The sequence below is a fragment of the Rhodanobacter sp. FW106-HT46G03 genome (assembly GCF_058789895.1).
The window spans coordinates 143213-161734 of sequence record NZ_JBYTCC010000002.1; the positions used below are offsets into that span (position 1 = coordinate 143213).

At 62.9% G+C, this 18522-nt stretch carries 18 protein-coding genes; 3 read left to right on the forward strand and 15 right to left on the reverse strand.

Translation table 11 applies throughout. The features are described from left to right. Window positions 1-2: 2 nt before the first annotated feature. Entirely contained in the window at window positions 3-683 is a 681-nt protein-coding gene (locus tag AC3WP6_RS16800) for a response regulator transcription factor (protein ID WP_015447889.1), read from the forward strand. A 25-nt stretch (window positions 684-708) separates the two neighbouring features. Next, window positions 709-1917 (forward strand): sensor histidine kinase, encoded by a 1209-nt coding sequence (locus tag AC3WP6_RS16805; RefSeq protein ID WP_492628826.1) that lies wholly within the window; start codon window positions 709-711, stop codon window positions 1915-1917. Between the two features lie 29 nt (window positions 1918-1946). Here the strand turns inward: AC3WP6_RS16805 and AC3WP6_RS16810 are convergent, their stop codons facing one another. The 10 genes from AC3WP6_RS16810 to AC3WP6_RS16855 form a co-directional block, all read right to left on the reverse strand. Continuing rightward, the gene (locus tag AC3WP6_RS16810) at window positions 1947-2375 is read right to left on the reverse strand and encodes a PulJ/GspJ family protein (RefSeq protein WP_492628827.1); all 429 of its coding nucleotides are present in this window, start codon (window positions 2373-2375) and stop codon (window positions 1947-1949) included. Continuing rightward, window positions 2372-3334, reverse strand: coding sequence for an ATPase, T2SS/T4P/T4SS family (locus AC3WP6_RS16815; protein ID WP_492628828.1), 963 nt, complete (start codon window positions 3332-3334; stop codon window positions 2372-2374). The genes AC3WP6_RS16810 and AC3WP6_RS16815 overlap by 4 nt, the downstream gene beginning before the upstream one ends. Before the next feature lie 5 nt (window positions 3335-3339). Beyond that, a complete protein-coding gene (locus tag AC3WP6_RS16820; protein ID WP_492628829.1) occupies window positions 3340-3876 on the reverse strand; it encodes a type 4 pilus major pilin in 537 nt (178 codons plus the stop codon). Window positions 3877-3900: 24 nt separating this feature from the next. After that, on the reverse strand, window positions 3901-4929 hold the full coding sequence (locus AC3WP6_RS16825) for a type II secretion system F family protein (protein WP_492628830.1): 1029 nt from the start codon (window positions 4927-4929) through the stop codon (window positions 3901-3903). Between the two features lie 23 nt (window positions 4930-4952). Then, complete coding sequence (locus tag AC3WP6_RS16830) at window positions 4953-6494, reverse strand: GspE/PulE family protein (RefSeq protein WP_492628831.1); 1542 nt, start codon at window positions 6492-6494, stop codon at window positions 4953-4955. 13 nt (window positions 6495-6507) lie between these two features. Continuing rightward, window positions 6508-7092, reverse strand: a complete 585-nt coding sequence (gene pilP, locus AC3WP6_RS16835) for a type IV pilus biogenesis protein PilP (RefSeq protein WP_492628832.1) — start codon at window positions 7090-7092, stop codon at window positions 6508-6510. Further along, on the reverse strand, window positions 7082-8440 hold the full coding sequence (pilO2, locus tag AC3WP6_RS16840; RefSeq protein ID WP_492628833.1) for a type 4b pilus protein PilO2: 1359 nt from the start codon (window positions 8438-8440) through the stop codon (window positions 7082-7084). The genes pilP and pilO2 overlap by 11 nt, the downstream gene beginning before the upstream one ends. Further along, window positions 8440-10170, reverse strand: coding sequence for a PilN family type IVB pilus formation outer membrane protein (gene pilN, locus AC3WP6_RS16845; RefSeq protein ID WP_492628834.1), 1731 nt, complete (start codon window positions 10168-10170; stop codon window positions 8440-8442). Before pilN ends, pilO2 begins: the two co-directional genes overlap by 1 nt. 118 nt (window positions 10171-10288) lie before the next feature. Next, window positions 10289-10939, reverse strand: coding sequence for a toxin co-regulated pilus biosynthesis Q family protein (locus tag AC3WP6_RS16850; protein WP_492628835.1), 651 nt, complete (start codon window positions 10937-10939; stop codon window positions 10289-10291). A gap of 265 nt (window positions 10940-11204) precedes the next feature. Continuing rightward, complete coding sequence (locus AC3WP6_RS16855; protein ID WP_492628836.1) at window positions 11205-11858, reverse strand: hypothetical protein; 654 nt, start codon at window positions 11856-11858, stop codon at window positions 11205-11207. 340 nt (window positions 11859-12198) lie between these two features. Here AC3WP6_RS16855 and AC3WP6_RS16860 point away from each other — a divergent pair, with 340 nt between their 5' ends. Further along, window positions 12199-12630, forward strand: a complete 432-nt coding sequence (locus tag AC3WP6_RS16860) for a hypothetical protein (RefSeq protein WP_492628837.1) — start codon at window positions 12199-12201, stop codon at window positions 12628-12630. A gap of 15 nt (window positions 12631-12645) precedes the next feature. On the opposite strand, the gene AC3WP6_RS16865 is transcribed toward AC3WP6_RS16860, so the two are convergent. From AC3WP6_RS16865 to AC3WP6_RS16885, 5 genes are all read right to left on the reverse strand, one after another. Continuing rightward, entirely contained in the window at window positions 12646-13089 is a 444-nt protein-coding gene (locus AC3WP6_RS16865) for a hypothetical protein (protein WP_492628838.1), read from the reverse strand. Window positions 13090-13155: 66 nt separating this feature from the next. Next, window positions 13156-13719 (reverse strand): hypothetical protein, encoded by a 564-nt coding sequence (locus tag AC3WP6_RS16870; protein ID WP_492628839.1) that lies wholly within the window; start codon window positions 13717-13719, stop codon window positions 13156-13158. Window positions 13720-13742: 23 nt separating this feature from the next. Then, window positions 13743-15449, reverse strand: a complete 1707-nt coding sequence (locus AC3WP6_RS16875) for an ArdC family protein (protein WP_492628840.1) — start codon at window positions 15447-15449, stop codon at window positions 13743-13745. A 10-nt stretch (window positions 15450-15459) separates the two neighbouring features. Beyond that, window positions 15460-16020, reverse strand: a complete 561-nt coding sequence (locus tag AC3WP6_RS16880; RefSeq protein ID WP_492628841.1) for a hypothetical protein — start codon at window positions 16018-16020, stop codon at window positions 15460-15462. A gap of 1 nt (window position 16021) precedes the next feature. Continuing rightward, on the reverse strand, window positions 16022-18511 hold the full coding sequence (locus tag AC3WP6_RS16885) for a DNA topoisomerase (RefSeq protein WP_492628842.1): 2490 nt from the start codon (window positions 18509-18511) through the stop codon (window positions 16022-16024). Window positions 18512-18522: the final 11 nt, after the last annotated feature.

The window sequence follows — 18522 nt, forward strand, 5'->3', positions numbered from 1 at the left end:
CCATGTTGCGTGTGCTGCTTGTCGAAGATAACCGTGACTTGGCAACCACTCTGTGGGATTACCTGGAGCTGCATGGCTTCGCGGTGGATCATGCTTTCGACGGTATGACCGGGCTGCGCTTGGCGTTGACGGGCACGCACGATCTGATCGTGCTGGATCTGGGGCTACCGCGGCTGGATGGTCTGGAGGTCTGCCGCCAGCTTCGCGCCGCCCAGCACGATGTGCCGGTGTTGATGCTGACCGCTCGCGAGACGCTGGACGACAAGCTGCGCGGTTTCGCCGAGGGTGCGGACGATTATCTGGTCAAACCGTTCGCCATGAAGGAACTGGTGGCGCGGCTGCATGCTCTGCATCGGCGCGTGCAGCCCCCCCTTGGCGCGCCCTTGCGGGTCGCCGATCTCGAATACGATGCCGCCCGTTTTCGGGTCAGGCGCCAAGGTGTTTCCGTCTCGGTATCCCGTGCAGGCCTGCGCTTGCTGGAGGTTTTGATGCGTCGTTCGCCGCTCGTGGTCAGCCACGCCGACCTGGCCCGGGCACTATGGGGCGAGGCAGTGGGCGACGCCAATGCCATGCGCACACACCTGCATGCCCTGCGCCAGGCCATCGACAAGCCGTTCGACAAGCCGCTGCTGCATAGCGTGCACGGGATCGGCTACCGTTTGGCGGATGACGATGCGCCTTAGATTCACGCTCCGCACCCGGATTGTCTTGGCGTTCCTCGCCTTCGGGGTGGTGCTGTCGAGCTTGTTCGCCGCTGTGGCGTTGACCTCCATGGCCGACTTCGAACGCATCCTGATGACGGAGTTGCTGCAGGTCGAAACCAGCAACCTCATCGCGCACCTCCACACTCAACCAAGTACACCCCTGCCAGCCTCCCAGCGGATCTATGCGTATGTGAGTCGGGCGAGCGACCGCCATGATGTGCCCGCGGAAATGGCCGCCCTGCCACCGGGGACACACATACTGGATCGCGAAGGGGATCGGGAGACGTATGTCGCCGTCTCCGACGACGGCACCCAGCGGTTGTACTTCGTCATCGATCTGAGCGACATCGCCCAGCGCGAAACGTTTCTGCGTTGGTTGATGGCCGGTGTCATCCTCATAGGTACGCTGGTCTCCGGCGCGCTGGGCCTGCTCTTGGCCGGGCGGTTGATTGCACCGGTTCAGCGACTGGCGCAATGGGTCGAAGCATCGGCGCCGCCCCGCCGCGACGATCGCCTTCGCACCCACTTCGCCAATGACGAGGTCGGTGCGCTGGCGGTCGCCTTCGAGCACTACCAGGCACGCCTGGATGCGTTCCTGACGCGCGAACGGGAGTTTACCGCCGACACCAGCCATGAATTGCGTTCACCGCTGTCGGTGATCCAGGCCAGCGTCGATCTGCTCGCAGAAGACGCCACGGTAGGTCCTTCCGGTCAGCGCGCCATCCAGCGCGTGCGTCGACGTACCGCCGAATTGACGGATCTGCTCGATACGCTGCTTTACCTGGCCCGTCACGAGACGGAGGTGGCGATCGTTGCCGAACCCATTCCTGTGCGTGCCACATGGCAGCGCCTCGTCGACGCACAGACGATGCCTCCATCGACACCCGTGCAACTGCACGGCGATGCAAGCATCACCGTGTTGGCGCCCCAACGTGCTGTGACGTTGGTGTTTGGGCAATTGCTACGCCGAGCGGGCGAGCTCTCGGACGGGGCCGTGGTGTCCATAGTCATCGCATCCACGGGCATCGAGCTGAGCCCATGGCCGCAGGTTGGTGAGATGACGAACGCGAGGATTGACCAACGGCGGTCCGACAATGGCTTTGGGTTGAGCTTGATCAGTCGTCTTTGCGAACGGTTGGGATGGACGGTGCGACGGCCACAGCAGTCCGGTGAGCCGCTAACGCTCACCCTTGCGGACTCCAACCATGCATGACGGCCGACCCGATAAGCCACGGACTGCTTCTAACCCGGAAGATGGGGACGTACGGAACCGCATCCGGTTCGCTGAAGACGACCGATGAGGTCAACCGTTTCCAAGACCATCATCGTGCTCGGCTTCGTGAGCTTCCTCAACGAACTGTCATCGCAGATCGTTGCGCCGCTGATTCCGCTGTTGCTGGTCACGACGTTGGGTGCGGGTCCGGTGGCGATGGGCCTGGTCGACGGCGTGGCGGACGCGGTCGCCACCAGTGAGGCCGAGTTGTCGTTGATCCACTGTTGCGCACCGGCCTGCCAGGTCTTCAGCCACTCGGCGGTGATCGAGTTCGTCTGGTAGGTCTGGTACATAGAGAAGCCGGACGCGACCAAGGCCATCAAGATCAGGCCGATGGATATGGCAACGATGACCTCAATCAGCGTCATGCCTCGCTGCTGGCTCTTGAACTTGGTCATGCCCACGCCGCCCTCCCCGCCTGGCTCTCGATGTCTTGGGTGATCTGGTACAAACGCTCCTCGCGGATCTTGCTGCGGATGCTCGTGGCATCCTGGGTACTGACCGCGAGGGTCTTGAAGCTCGCGCGTACGACCATGGCATTGCCGGACGGTACCCTTTCGAGTTGCTGGTAGATGACAGCGGCAAGCCCTGCAGCGAGCAGGTCGCGCGGCTGCGTCAGCTCCGCACCCTCCGCGTAGGAGAGCGTGCGAGAGATCGCGTCCGGCAGGTTGGCGGCGTGCACCGTCGAAATCACACACAAGCCGTTGTTGCTGTGCTTGATCGCTTCGGTGGCCGTGTCCTGATCGCGAATCTCGCCAATCAGGAGCGTGCCCACGCCGGTGCGCATTGCGCGGCGGAGTTGTTCACGGTAGTTGCCGAAGCGTCGGGATGCGGGAATCTGGATACACCGACCCTCCCCGTGCAGCCCGTCAAGCTTGGTTTCCGGGGGATCTTCGATCGCCAGCGCCAGTCCACCATGAAGCCGCAGACGAGCAGCCAGGAGCGAAGCGGCCGTTGTAGTCTTGCCGCCGCCAAGATCGCCAGCCACGAGGATGAGGCCCGGTCGCTGTGGCTCCATGATCCACTTCACGAACGCCTTGGAAAGCCCCAGGCGTTCGAAATCGCGGATCTCCGCCGCCATGCGGCGCATGAACAGCACAGCCTGGGCATGCAAGTTGTTCATCACGGTGACGCGGTACAGCACATCATCGTGAACATGCGAAAACTCCGGCTCCTGCGTGTCCTCAAACTGCTGCATGCAGACCGCACGCAGCTCGGCCACCTCCTCCGCGAGTTCGCCTGGAAGCGGCACGCGAGGCGCTTGCGCGCCCGGCATGCCTTTCAGGTCGGCGTAGTCCGGCCCGATGTAGAGATCCACAAAGGGAACATCGCGAAGGCGGGTGGCTGCCTGGGTCATGGAGATCAGTTCGCGGAGGTGAAGGCCAGCGTGTTCGCTGTCGCGCTGGTGCATTGCGCGGTGGCTTGGACGTTGGTGATCTGGCCCACGATGGCGGCGCCGCCGTTGATCGAGGTGGACACCGTGCCCGGTCGGCTGAGCTTGGTCGCCTCCTTGATGCAGGCATCCATCGGAATGTTCGGTGAGGTCAGGGTGAAGCCCAGACCCGTGCTCACGATCGTGATGAGGCCGTTCCACTGGTTGTACGGTTTGCCGGCCGTGATGGTCATGTTCGAAGGGATGCCTTTCGCGGCGGTCATGGACGGAACGAGGTCGGTGCCCGCTGCGCCGTACCCTGACACGTCGCGCACGTCCTTCGCGTTGACCAACAGTTGGTTCACGCTCTCGGTATCGGTGCCGACATCGCTGGAACCCATGCCTTTGGCAATCAGCGCGGCTGCGACGCCGAGAATGATCAGGCCAATGGAGATAAACACGACGATCTCGATGATCGTCGCACCCTTCTGCGACTTGCGCAGACCAAACGAATACGTCTTGCTCATGGTGTCTCCTGTTGATGGTAGTGACTACATGTTTCCGATCGAGTCTTGGATCGCGAAACTTCCCAGCGTGATGACGGCCGTGATCAAACCCATGATCGCCAGCATCACCACGTAGAACGTTTTCATGGAGGCTTCGACTTGCTGCTGCACCCTGGTCAACTCGTCGTCGGCAAAGCGCCGCAGGGCCGAGTCGAAGCCGTCCAGTTTGTCGAGAATGGTCAGCAGAAGAATGGTTCGCCGGTCAGGAAAGTCGAACTCGGATTCCAGCAGCGCCTGACCGAGGAACAAGCCCTTGGTGGTGCCGTAAATCACCGCTTCGAGCCGCTCGCGCATGTAGCGGTTTGCATTGCTGATCAGAAGTTCCAAGGCTTCGGCTTGCTTCACGCCCGAGCGGATCAGCACCGCCAGGGCCAGCATGAACAGGCCGCCATTGATGCGCCGGTAGATCGACCACGGCGGCACCTTGTCGAGGTAGTACCGCATCGTGCCGGTCTTGGTCGGCAGGCTAACGATGACCACGACCAAGAGCACCAAGAGCACGACCAGCGAAGTCAGCCCATAGTGCTGGACAAAATAGGACATGAGGTAAGTGAGGTGCCCCGCCCCTTCCCACGTTTCGGCTGGGCTGGTTTTGGCCAGTGCCGGAATCACCTTGTAGGCGATGATCTTGAGCATAACGATCAAAGCGATGGCAAGGATGACCGGATAGACGACGCCGCCGGCAACGGCGCCCCAGATGCGCTTGCGAATGCTGATGAGGTAAAGCGCATCATTGAACGCAGCGCGAAGGTTGCCCGTGCGCTCACCCGCGGCAATCAAGGCAGCCTCCTCGCCGGAAACCCACGGCTCGATCGCTTGTGCGAAGGTCTTGCCATCGGCGACCATGCCCTTTACTTCGTAGAGCATCGCGGCGGTCGCGCGGGTCGGCTTGCGCCCTTCGTCGCTGTAGATCGCGTAGAGCTTGTCGAGCGAATCGGAAAGCAAGGCACCGTTGTCCAGCAGCGAGCCGAGCACGTTGTAGATCTCGGCTCGGGTGCGGCTGGACACCGACATGCGGTTGAAGCTATCGGCAATACTCATGCGTGGGTGCTCAAGAGGATGTCGTCGTAGTCGAGGCGGCACACCATCGACTCGCCATGCACGGGATCGACCAGGCCATCACGGATCAGCTTTGTGACGTGAGCGGCCCGTGTGATGCCATGCTGGTTAGCCAACCAGGCCGCTCGCGCGGCGGCTTTGCCCTTGGCCCGAAAAGCGTCCAGCAAGTCCTGTGTCGGGCTGACCACCTCGGCGACAACGCTGCGCCCCTTGAGGCCCTTACGGCAGTGCTCGCAGCCCGACTCGTTGATGGCATAGACGGTATCGCCGCCCTCGCAGTAGTGGCGCACACGCTCAACCAGCGGAGCTGGAAGCTTCGCGGCTTTTTCGCGAAACGGCACCTTGCAGTGATCGCACAGAATCGGCACGAGCGATTGGTAGATCAGCCCGCGGACGAGCGAGGCATCGGCGTACAAGCCGGGGTCGAGTTCGAGGTCATCGAGGCGCTGCAGGATCGCGAATGGATCGTTCGCGTGCAGCGTCGTCCAAACGCCGTGACCGGTCAGTGCCGCCTGGAAACCGGCCTGTGCAGATGTAAAGTCGCGCATTTCACCGACCATGATGACGTCCGGGTCAAGGCGCATCGCATTCTTGATGCCGCCCGCCCAGTCGTCGCCGATCACCGGCGTCTGCCGTGCACCAGCAATCTTGTACTCGGGCGGGTTCTCCAGTGTCAGGACGTGGATCTGATGCTGGAAATGGCGGATCAGGCGGGTAATCAACACCTCTAACGAGGTGCTCTTACCCGAACCCGTCGCGCCCGAGAAAATGTGGATGCCGTGCTTGTTTTCGGTCATCGCCGAGATCAATGCCGCCTGCTCAGGCAGGTAGCCCAGCCTCTCCAACGTCCACTGTTCTCCGGCCTTCCGGTGCAGAAGGCGGCAGACCATCATCTGGCCCTTATCCAGCGGCCGGGTCGCTACGCGAGCGCCGTAAAGATTGATCGAGCGGACGATCGACTCCTTGAGGCGGGCGTCCTGCGGCTGGTGCGGCTTGAACGTCGAATCGGCGACGTCGCACATGCCTTGGTAGATGGCGGCACGCATTTCCAGGCCGATGTGCGCCGGTACGGCGGGCAGCGGCGTGAAATCCTCCAATAGTCCATTCACACGGATGCGGATGCGGCAAACATCCTCATCGTCGAAGAAATGCACATCGCTTGCATTCTCGCGGACGGCGCCAGTGAACACCTCCATCACTTTGTGCTGGGTCGCACTCTCTCGCCGTCCGTCGGCAACGCTGGTGACCCGGCTAATGACTGAAGGGCTCCGTGCATAGTGCTCACGCACTTCCGCAAGCGAGCAACCCCGAGCTTGAGGGGTGAGCCCCTTGCGCCGCAGGTCGTCACGAAAAGCGAGGACGTGGGGGTCCATCGCGCAGCCTTGCACGATGAGCAGCTCGCCTGTGTCCAGGTAGCACAGCATTTCCCGCAGTTCGGGCGAAACCTCGTACTGCTCGCCTTGCGCGGTAAGCGCATGGGGCGGGTGCTCTGCGTCCGATGGGCGGATCAAGGCGTTCACGGCCGGTGCAACCTCACTGCTGCAGCGAAGGCGATGGCGCCGCCGGCATCGGCGGCATCATGGGCATGCTCATCACGCCACCCGCATAAGGGTTGGGCTGTGCCTCGGTGCGCACCATGGGCGCCGACGACGAGAAGCCAACGTCGATCGTCTTGCCGCCTCGGCGCAGCGCGACGTGTTCAGCGTCCAGGCTGGCCACGGTGTAGCCGCCGGGGATCGACCCACCCTGCTTGGCGTCGACCGTGGAGCCGTCCGCATAGAGGAATGTCGCGTAGAGTGCGCCATTGGCGCCGAAGACCCCCTTCACAACCGGCGTGGGGTCATCCTGGGTTGCGCGGCGACTGGTCACCGATGAGGAGGCAGAGGTCAATCCGCTTGGGCTGGTTGAAGACGACGCGCCTGCATCCGCGTGCTCCTTTTGCAGCTTTGTATCAAGCTGAGCACCGGCGAGCTGGGCGGTCTTGAGGATATTCGTACTGTTGATCGTTGATAGCTCGCCCACCGTGGTGGATTGCGCATGCACGCCAGCGGCGGCGCATAGCGACGCCAGAAGCGCAGCACCTGCTGCCAACAGAACCGTGGAGCACTTACCGGCCATACATTTCCCCTGAGAGGTGCCAATGGAGGTTCGCGTTCTTGTCGATCGAGACCGCGATTTCGTAGAAGCGCATCCCGCTGCTGGGCATGCCTTCGAGCAACTGCTGAGGTGCAAGCGTGGTCTTGATGTCAAGCGTGTTGGTCGTCCAGTCCGGCCCGACGGCATCGGGCTGGTTCGCGGGTTTGACCCATGGTTTGGGCTGGACCGTGTAGGACGCGATGCCCGAAGGAACCGACTGGATACGCGTCACCAGCGCCTGCAGCTGAGCATCTATCGTCGGCAGGTCCTTTTCGCCGATATTCTGGGGCGATGAAGGCACCTGCAGCCGTAGTGTCACCGTCCCGGTTTCGCCGGCATCGAAGATACTGGCTTTGGCGCCCAGCGCCGCAGCAGCGGCTTCGAAGATCGCCACGCTCGTAGAGCCGTTGCGGTGATACGTGGCGAAAACGACATCTTGCGTGCGTGTGCTCCCCTGGCCCAGCAGGCATCGCCCGTTGTCGAACGTCCAACCGCCTATATCCAGCTCGACATGGCTCCAGACCGCCGCGCAGGCGGTGAGGAAGTCGTCGGCGAGGGGCGTGCCCTGCCACGGCCTCACCAACGCGGCAACCGCGTTGCTTCGCGCCGCTGCCTGTGCAGCTTGCATGTTCTGTTGCTGTGCGAGCCGCTGTTGCTCGGCCTCTTTCTCGCGTTGTTGCTTCCACCACCACGCACCGCCCACGCCCACGACGACGACCAGGCCGACCAGCGTCGCGATGGCAGCGATCTCGGAAGTCGTGAGGCCGAGCGTCAGCGGCTTGAGCCGGTGTTCCGGTTTCAGCGCCTTGGGTGTGAGGAGGGCTTCGAGGGTCTTCTCTTCACCGCCGAAACCCCACGCACTCGGTGCGATGACGACCGGCTCGACGTTGGTGCCTTTGATGTCGGAGTAAGTCTCGCGCAGCAGCGACTCGACCTGTTCCTGATCACCCACCATGTCGCGGCCGGGCAGGATGCCGCCCTTGTGTACGGCAATAAAGGCAAAGTTGCCGTCGCCGAGTGAGAAAGCCGCAATCCAGTCTTCGCCAAGCGATCCGGCCAGTGCCGCCGCCAGGCTGTACATGCTGCGCATGTTGGCCTGCTTACTGTCCTGCCTTTTGCGACCCTTGTGCTTGGGCGCAAAGCCGGCTTGCAGCACCTTGCCGCGCCGGATCGCCACCATCTCCATGCCTTCTCGCTTACCAATGTCGCGAGCTTCGGCCATGTACTTGCGCGCACTGCGCAAGGGCTTCCACAGAAGTCCACTCACGAAGCTCTTGCCGTTGACGGCAAGGATCGTGATTTCCTCCTGTTTGTACGTTACGGTCGCCATCAGTCCATGCTCAATGCCGCGGCCGGCAGCTTGCTGGCGAGCACGACTGGCGTGACGACGATGACGATATACGTCGTCTTTCGCGTCCCCGTGATGCCACCACCAAACAACCAGTTGCGCGGCGAGCCCGTGCCACGCCGTTCGTTGTCCATGGACTCCTGCTTGAAGCTTGCGATCACCGCGGTGTCCCCTGAGCGCAGCGTCACATCGGGAGAGAACATCTTGTTGTCGATCTCAGGTACTTCGATGGCCGAGTCACCCGACTCTTTGCGAAGGATGTTCACCAGCTCGGAGAGATTCACCGACAAAGACAACTCCAAGGTCTTGTTGTCCGGGTAAACCATGGGCATCGCCCACATATTGAAGCCGGTCGTGACCGTGCCCGGCGTCAACGACGACTGGGAGAACCCACCGTTGCCACCGGTGATCGTGTTCGATGACTGGGCGATAAAGCCGGTCTGGTGTGCCACTTGGATCGGTGCTGGCGTCAGGTTGCGAGCCACGACGCTGGGCTCGGTAAGCACTCGTACTTTGCCCTGCGAAGCAAGCGCACTGATGAGAGCTTGGCTACCACTCCAGTGCGAGCTACCCGAAAGAATGTTGATCGCGCCGCTCACCGCTCCGTTGGCGGCGGTATAAGAGTTCGCGAGTGTGAAGCCGAAGTTCTTCGACATGTCCTTATAGACGGCCGTCCAGTCCAGGCCGTAGCTGTCGGTGTTGTTGACCGTGACCGACAGGAGCTGCACGTTCACCAAAACCTGCTTGGAGTAGGTCTTGTTCAGAGAGTCAATGTAGGTGCCCACACGATCGAGCACTTCCGGCGTGTCGGTCACGATGAGCGTGCCGTTCGACACGCTGTAGAACGACTGGCCGCTACCGGCCGTCGTCATCGCCTTCACCGCGGCCTCCAGGTCTTTCACGGGATCGGTCTTGAGCCCAACCGATGTGGTCTGCATGCTCCCGGTGCTGCCGCCTACACCGCCGGAGCCGCCCGAGCTGCCGCCGGTGCTGCCACCTGCTCCACCACTAACACCGGCGCTAGTCGTGGTGCCCGAAGAAAAGACGCTACTCATGTCCAACGCTTTGGGCATGTTGTAGATGTGGAAGACCTTCGTCTCGGTGCGGTAGACCACCACGGCGCCGCGATCAACGCGCCACGACAGCCCGAAACGGGCGGTGAGTGCATCGAGGAAGCCAGGCAACGGGCCGGCGTAGCGAATATCGACCAACTGATCGGCAAGGTTGCGACTACCACCCAAGGGCGTTGTGACAACGCCACCTGGCCCGGGTGGCAGGCTCACACCAGGTGGCAGCGGGATGTTTTGAGGGCCGCTCGGCGACGGACTGGCGCCGCCGACTTCGCCCGTGGCGCCCATTCCGATAGCATCCGGAGTCACGCGCACCTCCAGCCCGCACAGCTTGCTGATCAGTTGCCCGGTTTCGAGCAAGGTCATGCCCTTGGCTGGCGAATAGGTGATGTCACACTTGCTCTGCAATTGGGTAGCCCGACTGAGCACCAAGGGCGTCGTGTCGACGTACTGCTGGTCGGAGATCACGGACGCCATGTTCGCCGGTTGGTTTTGTACGCCGCGCATCGCTTCGGCGGCGCGGTTGGCGTCGACGATGGAGCGATCCGTCTGGCGATCACTGTGCCGGATGTTGTCGAAGCTGCCGCAGCCGGCCAACGTCGTAAGCACCGCAGCGAGCGGGAGAATTTGACGAAGGGTCACGGCTGCTTCTCCTGGGTGGATACCGGGGCTGTATAAGGGAGGCATGCCGATAACGGGCAACGCCGGATGAGTGCGATGGCGCGCATCCGATAGGCCAGCGCGCTGTGGAAAGAGGGCGTCACGGCGCGACACCGGCGCCGCGACACGACGTGTCGGTGACGCGTGTCAGGTGCTGCTGTGTGTAGAGGCACACCCACAAAGGGCGATCCGCATGCGCATAGGCCGAGATGAGCGAACTGACGGCGCTGACGTAGGTTCCGGTGAAATGGAGCGGTGCGACAATGGGGTAGTCGATACCCGAAGCTTCCCAGCGCAATGTCCACCCCGCTTGCGTTGCCCACGTTTGCATCGACTCGCGCAAGGTGCTGCCAATCCGGGCCTGCCACGTGGGAGGAGGCAATTCAACAGGCTTCGGCCGCGACAAAGGCGTTGGCTCATGCTTGGGCCCAATCTTGCCCAACACCGGTGAGGATGCCGCCGCATTGCGCGTGGCCGCGGGCGCCGCCTTGGGCCCGGTCGAGGCCGAACCATGCTTGGCCCAGGGAATCTCGTACACCGCAGAACCGGGCTTGTAGGGGGGCGCATTGCCCTGTGCCCCCGCCAACGGCGTCGTGGTCGCCGGGAGAGTGAGCGGCTTCGGCGGTGGCGGGGGCGTCGTCGAATCCTCGATCACCACGAAGCCACCCTGCTCCTCGGGGACGTCATTGCCGCCGCGTGCCTGTTGGGCCCATGCGCCCGTGGCGACCAACCATCCGGCCAGCACGGCCATGCCACATCGTGCCCAACCCCGTTGACCTCGTTCACTCATCACTCGACCCCTACAAAGGTGCGTCATGTTGGCATGTCTCTAAAACGGCTTCACTTTACCATGGATATGTTTGCATGACACATTTTGCATCGTCAATGTTTTTTGACTATCAGGCACAAAATGCCGATAAAGACGCGTTTTAGATACCCATAACGACACGCTTCTGACCATAAAAAAGCCCCGCTTCGGCCGTGGCCAAAACGGGGCTTTTTCTGACTTAAACGGCTTACTGGCGCGGTTTCTTTGACCTCAGAGGTACGAACACGCGCCAGCCGCGGCTGCTTTGTGCCAAGGGGTCAGAAAAGGCATCATTGCGCGCGCCACGAATCACACCACGGTGGTCTTGCACAACCAGATTCACGCCCGGCGGCGGCGCTACCGCCAGCCCAGACTCATAGAAACGCAAGCGGCGTCCCGGCTGGCCGGGCACGTGCACGAATGCCCGGAGATCCTTGAAGATCCAATGCGCGACCAGTTCCTGGCCAGGATGCGCAGCGAACCACTCGGCCAGGCGTGCCTGATCGGCGAGGGGAAATTCACCGCATGTAGCACGAAGTCGCACCATGTCCGAAACCCGCTTCGACGCCTTGGCTGGCGCCTGCACGAGGTTCAGGCGCTCGACCTGAAACACCAGCTTGGGAATCGCCATCCAGCGCGGCACTCGGCCGTCGCAGACGTCCTCGATGTGGGATTGCAGTTTGAGCATGACCTCGCTCAGCGAGTGCGAGAGAGAGGTCAACTGGGCGTGCGTGCCTTCGTAGATCGGGAGTCCCGGCCGGATAAGCTTCATTCCCGGCGGGCCCGCCGGAGGCCAATGAGCCTCACGCCAGGCTGCCAACAACTCGCTCAACTCTGTGGACATCCCGCGACGCTTGGGCATGGGAGCACCTGGTTTGGTAAAAGTCACTTTAGGCTATACGTCGAATCATGTACGCTTCTGGCGCATGCCGCAATCGGACCGCGAAGGACGCTCGACACCATGACTGCCTCCGGTGACCCCACTACCACCCCGCAGCACGCCCTCGATGCCCTCGTCGCGTCGATGGGTGGCCCCGGAGAAGTCCTTGGCCTCCTGCAGGACTATCGTCAGCTGGTAGCGGCGCTGGCCACGGAACGCAACCCGGCCATGGTGCTTCCGAATATGCGGTGCTTCTGGACGCGCAAGCAGAAGACACGGCTTGCCGTAGATCTGCCTGCACACGCGCGGGCACCCTTTCTCCGTGATTGAACATCCGCAGACCGACGACGCCTTCGACGACGCCTTCTGGGAGGCGATTGAGGCCGCGGAGCGGGCTGATGCGGTCTGGCACTTCGGCGAGGCGCTGTGGGCGTGGCTTCCCCAGCTTGCCGCCTCACCGCACCGTGAAGCCATATTGGGTGTCTGCGATATCCTGCTGGACGACTTCGCGTACCTGGTCTTCACTCAGATGCTGGACCAGGACGACGCGGTGGCCTGCTTGCACTACCTGTGGCAGTCGGATGCCCGGGTGTCTTGGACCGATCAGGGCCTGCTGCTGACCTTCCCGCTACCCGGCGCCCCCATTCTCTGCGCCAACTCCGGCCGTTTTACGGCTCGGGCGCTCGCGGCGTTGATGGCCCGAGCGGGCCGCCCTTGGCAACCACGCGATACCTTCCCCTGGAAGCCAGGCTGAGGCTCCAGGCGCCGCTCACCGAAGCCTGACCGGCCCTTTCGCTACCAAGAGAGGGAACACGCTCTCGATGCCTCGCGCCATCATCACCTTGGCGACTTTGTGCCGGGTATCGCCGTGTAGGCCAAGCGCGACGAGTCCATCCAGGCACTCACCGATCTGCTCGCTGATTTCCAGCACCAGCATGTCCTCTTCGACGAGAACCCACTTCGACGACTTGTCGCCAGATTCACGGACCCCGATTTCCGCCGCCACATCCAGTACCAAGCTGGATGTTCGGCCATTCTCGCCCCAACAGTCGAGCATATTGCGGATGTAGCGATCCTCGGACTCCAGCAGCGCTTTCGCGACCAACTCCGGCGCACCTTCCTTCACGAGGACGTGCTGAATGGCCTCACGGAAGGCTTCCAGGGTGGGCATTGGCTCCATCGCAGTCGCGGAAGCATCCGATTTCTTCGCCATGAACCACTCCACTACCGATTTATTGAACTATGGACTATAGTACATAGTCAAAAACAGCGCCGCAAGTCAGGCTGCGCGGATAGCGGATTCCCGCTCGATCAGCTCAGCAACGGCCAGCAGCGCTTCCAGGGCCAGCGCTTCATCACGAAGATCGCGGGCACGGTAGATTTCCAGATCCTTGAAGCTCACCCGGCGTTCGCCGCCGTACCACTGGCACGCCAGCACGCCACCGTTCATGAGCATCATGATCTCGTGTTCCGAACGGCCCAGGTACGAGGCCGCTTGGAACACCGACAGCAGCAGGTGTTCCGACGGTTCATCGGGCGGCGCGTCGGTCCAGCTGCTGACCATCATGCGATAACCCTCGCTGAAAGACTCAGCCAGCACCGGCAGGTCGCTGATCAAGATCGGCACCGGAATGCTTCCCTCGAACGGCCGGTGACTGCGTAACGGCGCCCTGTACCCATCCAGTTCGGCCCAACGGGTGCCCACCGTAAAAGCCATCTGCCCCGCCTCTTCCTTGGCGCACCAGGCCAACATGGCGTGACGCGGCCACTCGCTGTGTACCACCACGCTGATGCGCAATTCGAGCAGGACCTCGATCAACGCCCAGCGATCGCTGAGCGTCATGATGTCGTCACCGCACTGCATGCTCACGGACCCGGGATTTCAGCGTCTTCCAGCAGGTCCTCGTCACCCTCCAACGGCTGCAGGAGCAGGTTGTCCTCGCCCAATGCCTCGTTGACGCTGGCTACCGACAACACGAAGTCATCGGCGTCGCTGCCCAGGAACACGCGCGACGCCTCGCACTCGCGCACGAGCTTCTGCACGTAGTCGAGGTTGATCTTGCGCAGGCTGTCACCGAACACCAACTGCTCGATCGACTGTTTGGCGGTGTCCGCCGCCCAGTTCTGGCGAGCGCTTTCGTCCAGCAGCGCCACGTACTTGCCATGCATCTCGTTCAGGGCCAGCGTGATCGCCTCCGGTGCCACGTGGGCATCACCCACCCTGTGCACCTTGCCGACGAAATCCAGCCACTGGCTGTTCCGGCGATCGAGGTTGAGCATGTCCACCACGATACGATCGGCGAGCATCTTGCTCATGTCCTCGGCGCCGAAGCCGTGCTCTTCGGCTTTGTCCATCGCCTCGGTGAAGCTCTGCACCACCATCGTGAGCGCATGCTCCAGCGTTTCGCCACGCACCGACTGGCGATCAGCGGCTTCCCGCAACACCTTCTCGAAGAGCGCCCAGCGCGGGTCGTTGCGGCCCACGCCCTTGGGCTTGGCCGCCGTCTCCGCCACCACGGCCGGCTTGGCGTCGGCCGGTATGAAGTTGGGCAGTTCCTTGCTGACGCCCGAGTCGAATACCTTGCGCCCGGCCGAGTCCGGCAAAACGCTCGCCGTGATCGACGCATCGATCCGTGTGCGCAGTTCCGGCACCAGGTCGAAGAGGTAATCGACGATCTTCTCCGCATCCTTGGCTGCGCGGAAGATCTCGTGCTTGTCGCCCTTGAGCTTGGTCAGCCACGACGCCGTGTAGCTGGCGTGGTTCTGCACGGTACCGTCCACGCCCAGCGCAGCACACAGGAACATCGCCGCGAGTTCCGCGCGCAACTCTTCCTGCGCATACTCGGCGCTGCCGAATGCTCCCGTCAGATCGCGCCCGAGACGCGAAGCATGGCCCGTCCAGTGCGCCAATTCATGGAGCGCCGTCGCGTAGTAATCGGCGGCGCTTTTGAACTGCTCCGGTAGTGGTAGCGTGATGATGTCGCGCGATGGCGTGAAATGCGCAGACGCTGCCAAGCTCGGTGAACCCTTTGACAGCGCCAGGTGCTCGATGGCGGCGCCGGACGCCTCCAGCACCTGCTTGGCCAGTTCGTTGGGCTCCCACGTGAGCTTGCGCTCGAACGCGGGCAAGCCCACCACATCCTCGCCATTGAAGACCTGTGCGTAGAACACCCGTGGACGCGGCCGGGAAACCGGCGTCTCGACCGTGCCATCGCCTTCAGGCTCCGGAACCACGTTCACCGCCACGCCGGACGGATCGTCGGGCTTGGGCATCACCAGCGGCTGGCCGAAGTCCCAGTATTCGACATAGGAGGCCTTGGCGCCCTTGCGGATGCCGTAGCCCGCCTTGTTGGCCTGGGCAAGCGTCATCCAACGCGGATCGTTCGACCCGCGCTCCAGCTGGGCCAGCAGGAGGTTCATGACGTTGCCGCCCTTGTACTTCACCCCGCTCTTGGGGTTGAAGGGGCGAAGCGCTGCACCGTCCCAGCCCTGTTTCCAGGGCAGTTGACCATGCTCCTCGATCGCCTTGACCAGCTGGTCGGTCAGGCGCTGACGGTAATCCACACGTGCCACGGTATGACTCCTAATCCTTCATGCGGTGCCGCGCTATCGCGTCGTCCGCAATGGCTTCAAGAAGCAGATCCTCGCGAAGCGAGTCCGGCAGTTCTTCCCCCGTGGCCACAATCTCTGTCAGCTCGTCCTCGTGCGACAGATCCAGCGGCATCCAACGCACGCCGACACCCATCTGGCGCGGCGTGTAACCTTCCCCATGTGTGGCCAACAACAGCGCAAGCGCCTTGTCGTTGTCCCATACGGGCTCATAATCGCTCTCGGCCAGCGCGCGGCGGGCGCTGGCGTCCTCGCTCGCCCTTCGACCGTCCAGGCGCTGACGCGCCTCGGCGGTGAGGACCATGATCTCTACCTGGTCGGCGATCAGCATGTGACGCTGGCCGCCCACCGTCACCACCACGCCTGGCTGCTCGCCCGCGTGTACCAGCGTGGGCATGGCCCTATTCGCGGCCTGCTCGGCGCGGCGCTCGCTTTCGAACGAGCCCACGCACACGCGCATGGCCCAGTCGGATTCCGCGAGCATCACGTCAGCAGCCCATACACCCGGAACAAAGGCTTCAGCGACCGATCCCATGTCACTTCCCGAAGTCGAAATCGACTTTCGACTTGTCCCTGGACAGGCGCAAGCCCGCGGCAAAGGGTTTGCCGGTCTTGCCAGAAATGAAGCCGCTCACCGCAGGCATGGAGCCTCGCGTGATCAGGGCGACGGCCTCACTTTCGGAGAGTTCACGCTGTGCGATGACGCGCCAGAGCGTGAAATCGCCCTTCTCACACGCGAATTTGGGGTGATCACCGCCGTGGATGCGGATCGTACCCTTGCACTTGGGGCACGGCGCGTCCAGCGACGGCAGCGCCGAAGCGAGCGGCCGGTCGGCACCTCCGATGCGCTCTTCGAAGACCATCTCGATCTTCTCGCCGTTGAAAGTCAGGCCCGCCGAATAGGACTTGCCCGCCCTGCTGACCAGTCCATCGACCCTGGTGATCGCACCTTCCTTCAGCAAGGTGTCCAGCTCGGCATCCGACAGCACCTTGTGGGACACCTCGCGCCACAGCTTGAAGCCGCACCCCGCTTGGCAGTCGACCGTGCGCGGCCCCACCGCCAACGGCTGACCGCACTTCGGACACGGCGCCTGCAGCAGCGTGCGATTCGCGGCAGGCATGGAGCTGGCCTTGCTGCGGATCTTGGCCAGCATGCTGGCCACCTCGGCCTTGATGCCATCGAGGAAGACCTTGCTCGACAACTCACCCTTTTGCACCAGGCCCAGCTTGTATTCCCACTCGCCCGTGGTTTCGGCCGACGCCAGCAGTTCCAGCTGCTCTTCACGGATGAAGGCCATCAGCAGCAGCAGCTTGTCCGTGGGGACAATGAAGTTCTTCTCGCGGGTGGCGTACGGCGCCCGCGGCCTGGCGCGCGAGCCCGTGGAGAGCAAGCCTTCGATCGTATCGGCACGCGTCGCAGGCGTGCCTAGACCGCGACCCTTCATCGCCTCGCGCATCGCCTTGTCGTCGATGTCCTTGCCGGCGTTTTCCATCGCCTTGAGCAGCGTCGCTTCGGTGTAGCGCGACGGCGGCGAGGTCTGGCAGGTGACGGCCTTCACGTCCACCGTCTTCACCGCCTCGCCGTGCTTTACGGCGACCAGCGGCGGCTCCTTCGTCGAATTGTCGACCCCATGGCCGTACACGACCAGCCAGCCTTCCTTCACCAGCACACGACCCGTGGACTTGAAGTTCTCGCCCTCGACCACACTCACGCGCGTGGTCACGTCGAATTCGGCGGCCGGATGGAACGCCGCCATGAAGCGGCGCACGATCAGGTCATAGACCTTGCGCTCGTCGTCGGAGAGGGTGACGCCCACCGGGCTCTTCTCCGTCGGGATGATCGCAAAGTGGTCGGAGATCTTCGCGTTGTTGAAGATCCCCTTGTCCGAAGGATTCACCCACCCGTTGTCGAGCACGCGCTGGCCGTGGGCCGCGTACGGCGTGCCGCCGAAGTTCTTCATCAGCGCGCGCACCGTGTCGGCGTAATCCTCCGGCAGCGCGTCCGCATCCGTACGCGGGTAGGTGGTGAGCTTGTGCTCGTCGTAGAGCGCCTGCGCAATTTCCAGCGTCTTCTTCGCCGACAACTTGAAGCGGCGGTTGGCGTCCTGCTGCAGCGAGGTCAGGTGGTACAGATCCGGCGCCGCGCGCTTGGCGCGCTTGGCCGTGTCGGTCACCGACGACGGATGCCTGCCTCGGCACTTCGCGAGGATGGCCTCGGCCACCGCGCGATCGAAAATGCGCTGGCCCGACGAGGCATCCTGCTTCTCGGTCTTGTCCGCATCCTCGGCTTCCACCGATTCGTCGTCGGGCCTGGCCTTGGCCTTGCTGGGATCAAACCACTTGCCCAGGTACTGCCCCGCCTCGGCCTGGAAGGTCGCGTGGATCTCCCAGTAGTCCGTCGGCTTGAAATGGCGAATGGCCATCTCGCGGTCGTAGATCAGCATGCCGACCGGCGACTGTACTCGCCCTGCCGTGGACTGCTCATCACGCATGTAGGTGATCGCGCGTGACCCGTTGATGCCGACCAGGAAGTCGGCGATCGAGCGCGCATGCGCGGCGTCGGAGAGGCTGTCGAACTCGGCGGCCGGGCGCATCGCGCGGAAGGCCTCCTTGAGGCCATCCGTCGTCATGGACTGTATCCACATGCGCTTCATCGGCTTGGCGCACTTGGCATGCTCGACAATCAGGCGAAAGATCAGCTCGCCCTCGCGCCCTGCATCGCAGGCGTTGACCACCATGCTGATATCACCACGCTTCATCAGCTTTTCGAGGTTGCGGTAGACGCCGATGGAGCCGTCGTAGTCGATGAGTTCGGTGACGAACTCACCGGCCACTGGGAGCTGCTGCAGATTCTTGCCGCTGGTGGCGGCCAGCGGCATCTGCAGGCTCACCAGGTGGCCACGGGCATGCGAGATAACCGCATCATCACGTTCCCAGCCGTGTTCCTTCTTCTGGAACCCGCCCAACGCGTGGGCCAGTTCTTTCGCCACGCTGGGTTTTTCCGCAATGAGGAGCATCTTGCCCATGGCTTCGACCT

Bases quoted from the DNA above. Each gene is read 5' to 3' on its own strand.
- AC3WP6_RS16800 (WP_015447889.1), top strand. From the start codon at position 3: ATGTTGCGTGTGCTGCTTGTCGAAGATAACCGTGACTTGGCAACCACT.
- AC3WP6_RS16810 (WP_492628827.1), bottom strand. From the start codon at position 2,375: ATGACCAAGTTCAAGAGCCAGCAGCGAGGCATGACGCTGATTGAGGTC.
- AC3WP6_RS16815 (WP_492628828.1), bottom strand. From the start codon at position 3,334: ATGACCCAGGCAGCCACCCGCCTTCGCGATGTTCCCTTTGTGGATCTC.
- AC3WP6_RS16820 (WP_492628829.1), bottom strand. From the start codon at position 3,876: ATGAGCAAGACGTATTCGTTTGGTCTGCGCAAGTCGCAGAAGGGTGCG.
- AC3WP6_RS16825 (WP_492628830.1), bottom strand. From the start codon at position 4,929: ATGTCGGTGTCCAGCCGCACCCGAGCCGAGATCTACAACGTGCTCGGC.
- pilP (WP_492628832.1), bottom strand. From the start codon at position 7,092: ATGGCCGGTAAGTGCTCCACGGTTCTGTTGGCAGCAGGTGCTGCGCTT.
- pilO2 (WP_492628833.1), bottom strand. From the start codon at position 8,440: ATGGCGACCGTAACGTACAAACAGGAGGAAATCACGATCCTTGCCGTC.
- AC3WP6_RS16850 (WP_492628835.1), bottom strand. From the start codon at position 10,939: ATGGCCGTGCTGGCCGGATGGTTGGTCGCCACGGGCGCATGGGCCCAA.
- AC3WP6_RS16855 (WP_492628836.1), bottom strand. From the start codon at position 11,858: ATGCCCAAGCGTCGCGGGATGTCCACAGAGTTGAGCGAGTTGTTGGCA.
- AC3WP6_RS16865 (WP_492628838.1), bottom strand. From the start codon at position 13,089: ATGGCGAAGAAATCGGATGCTTCCGCGACTGCGATGGAGCCAATGCCC.
- AC3WP6_RS16870 (WP_492628839.1), bottom strand. From the start codon at position 13,719: ATGACGCTCAGCGATCGCTGGGCGTTGATCGAGGTCCTGCTCGAATTG.
- AC3WP6_RS16880 (WP_492628841.1), bottom strand. From the start codon at position 16,020: ATGGGATCGGTCGCTGAAGCCTTTGTTCCGGGTGTATGGGCTGCTGAC.
- AC3WP6_RS16885 (WP_492628842.1), bottom strand. From the start codon at position 18,511: ATGGGCAAGATGCTCCTCATTGCGGAAAAACCCAGCGTGGCGAAAGAA.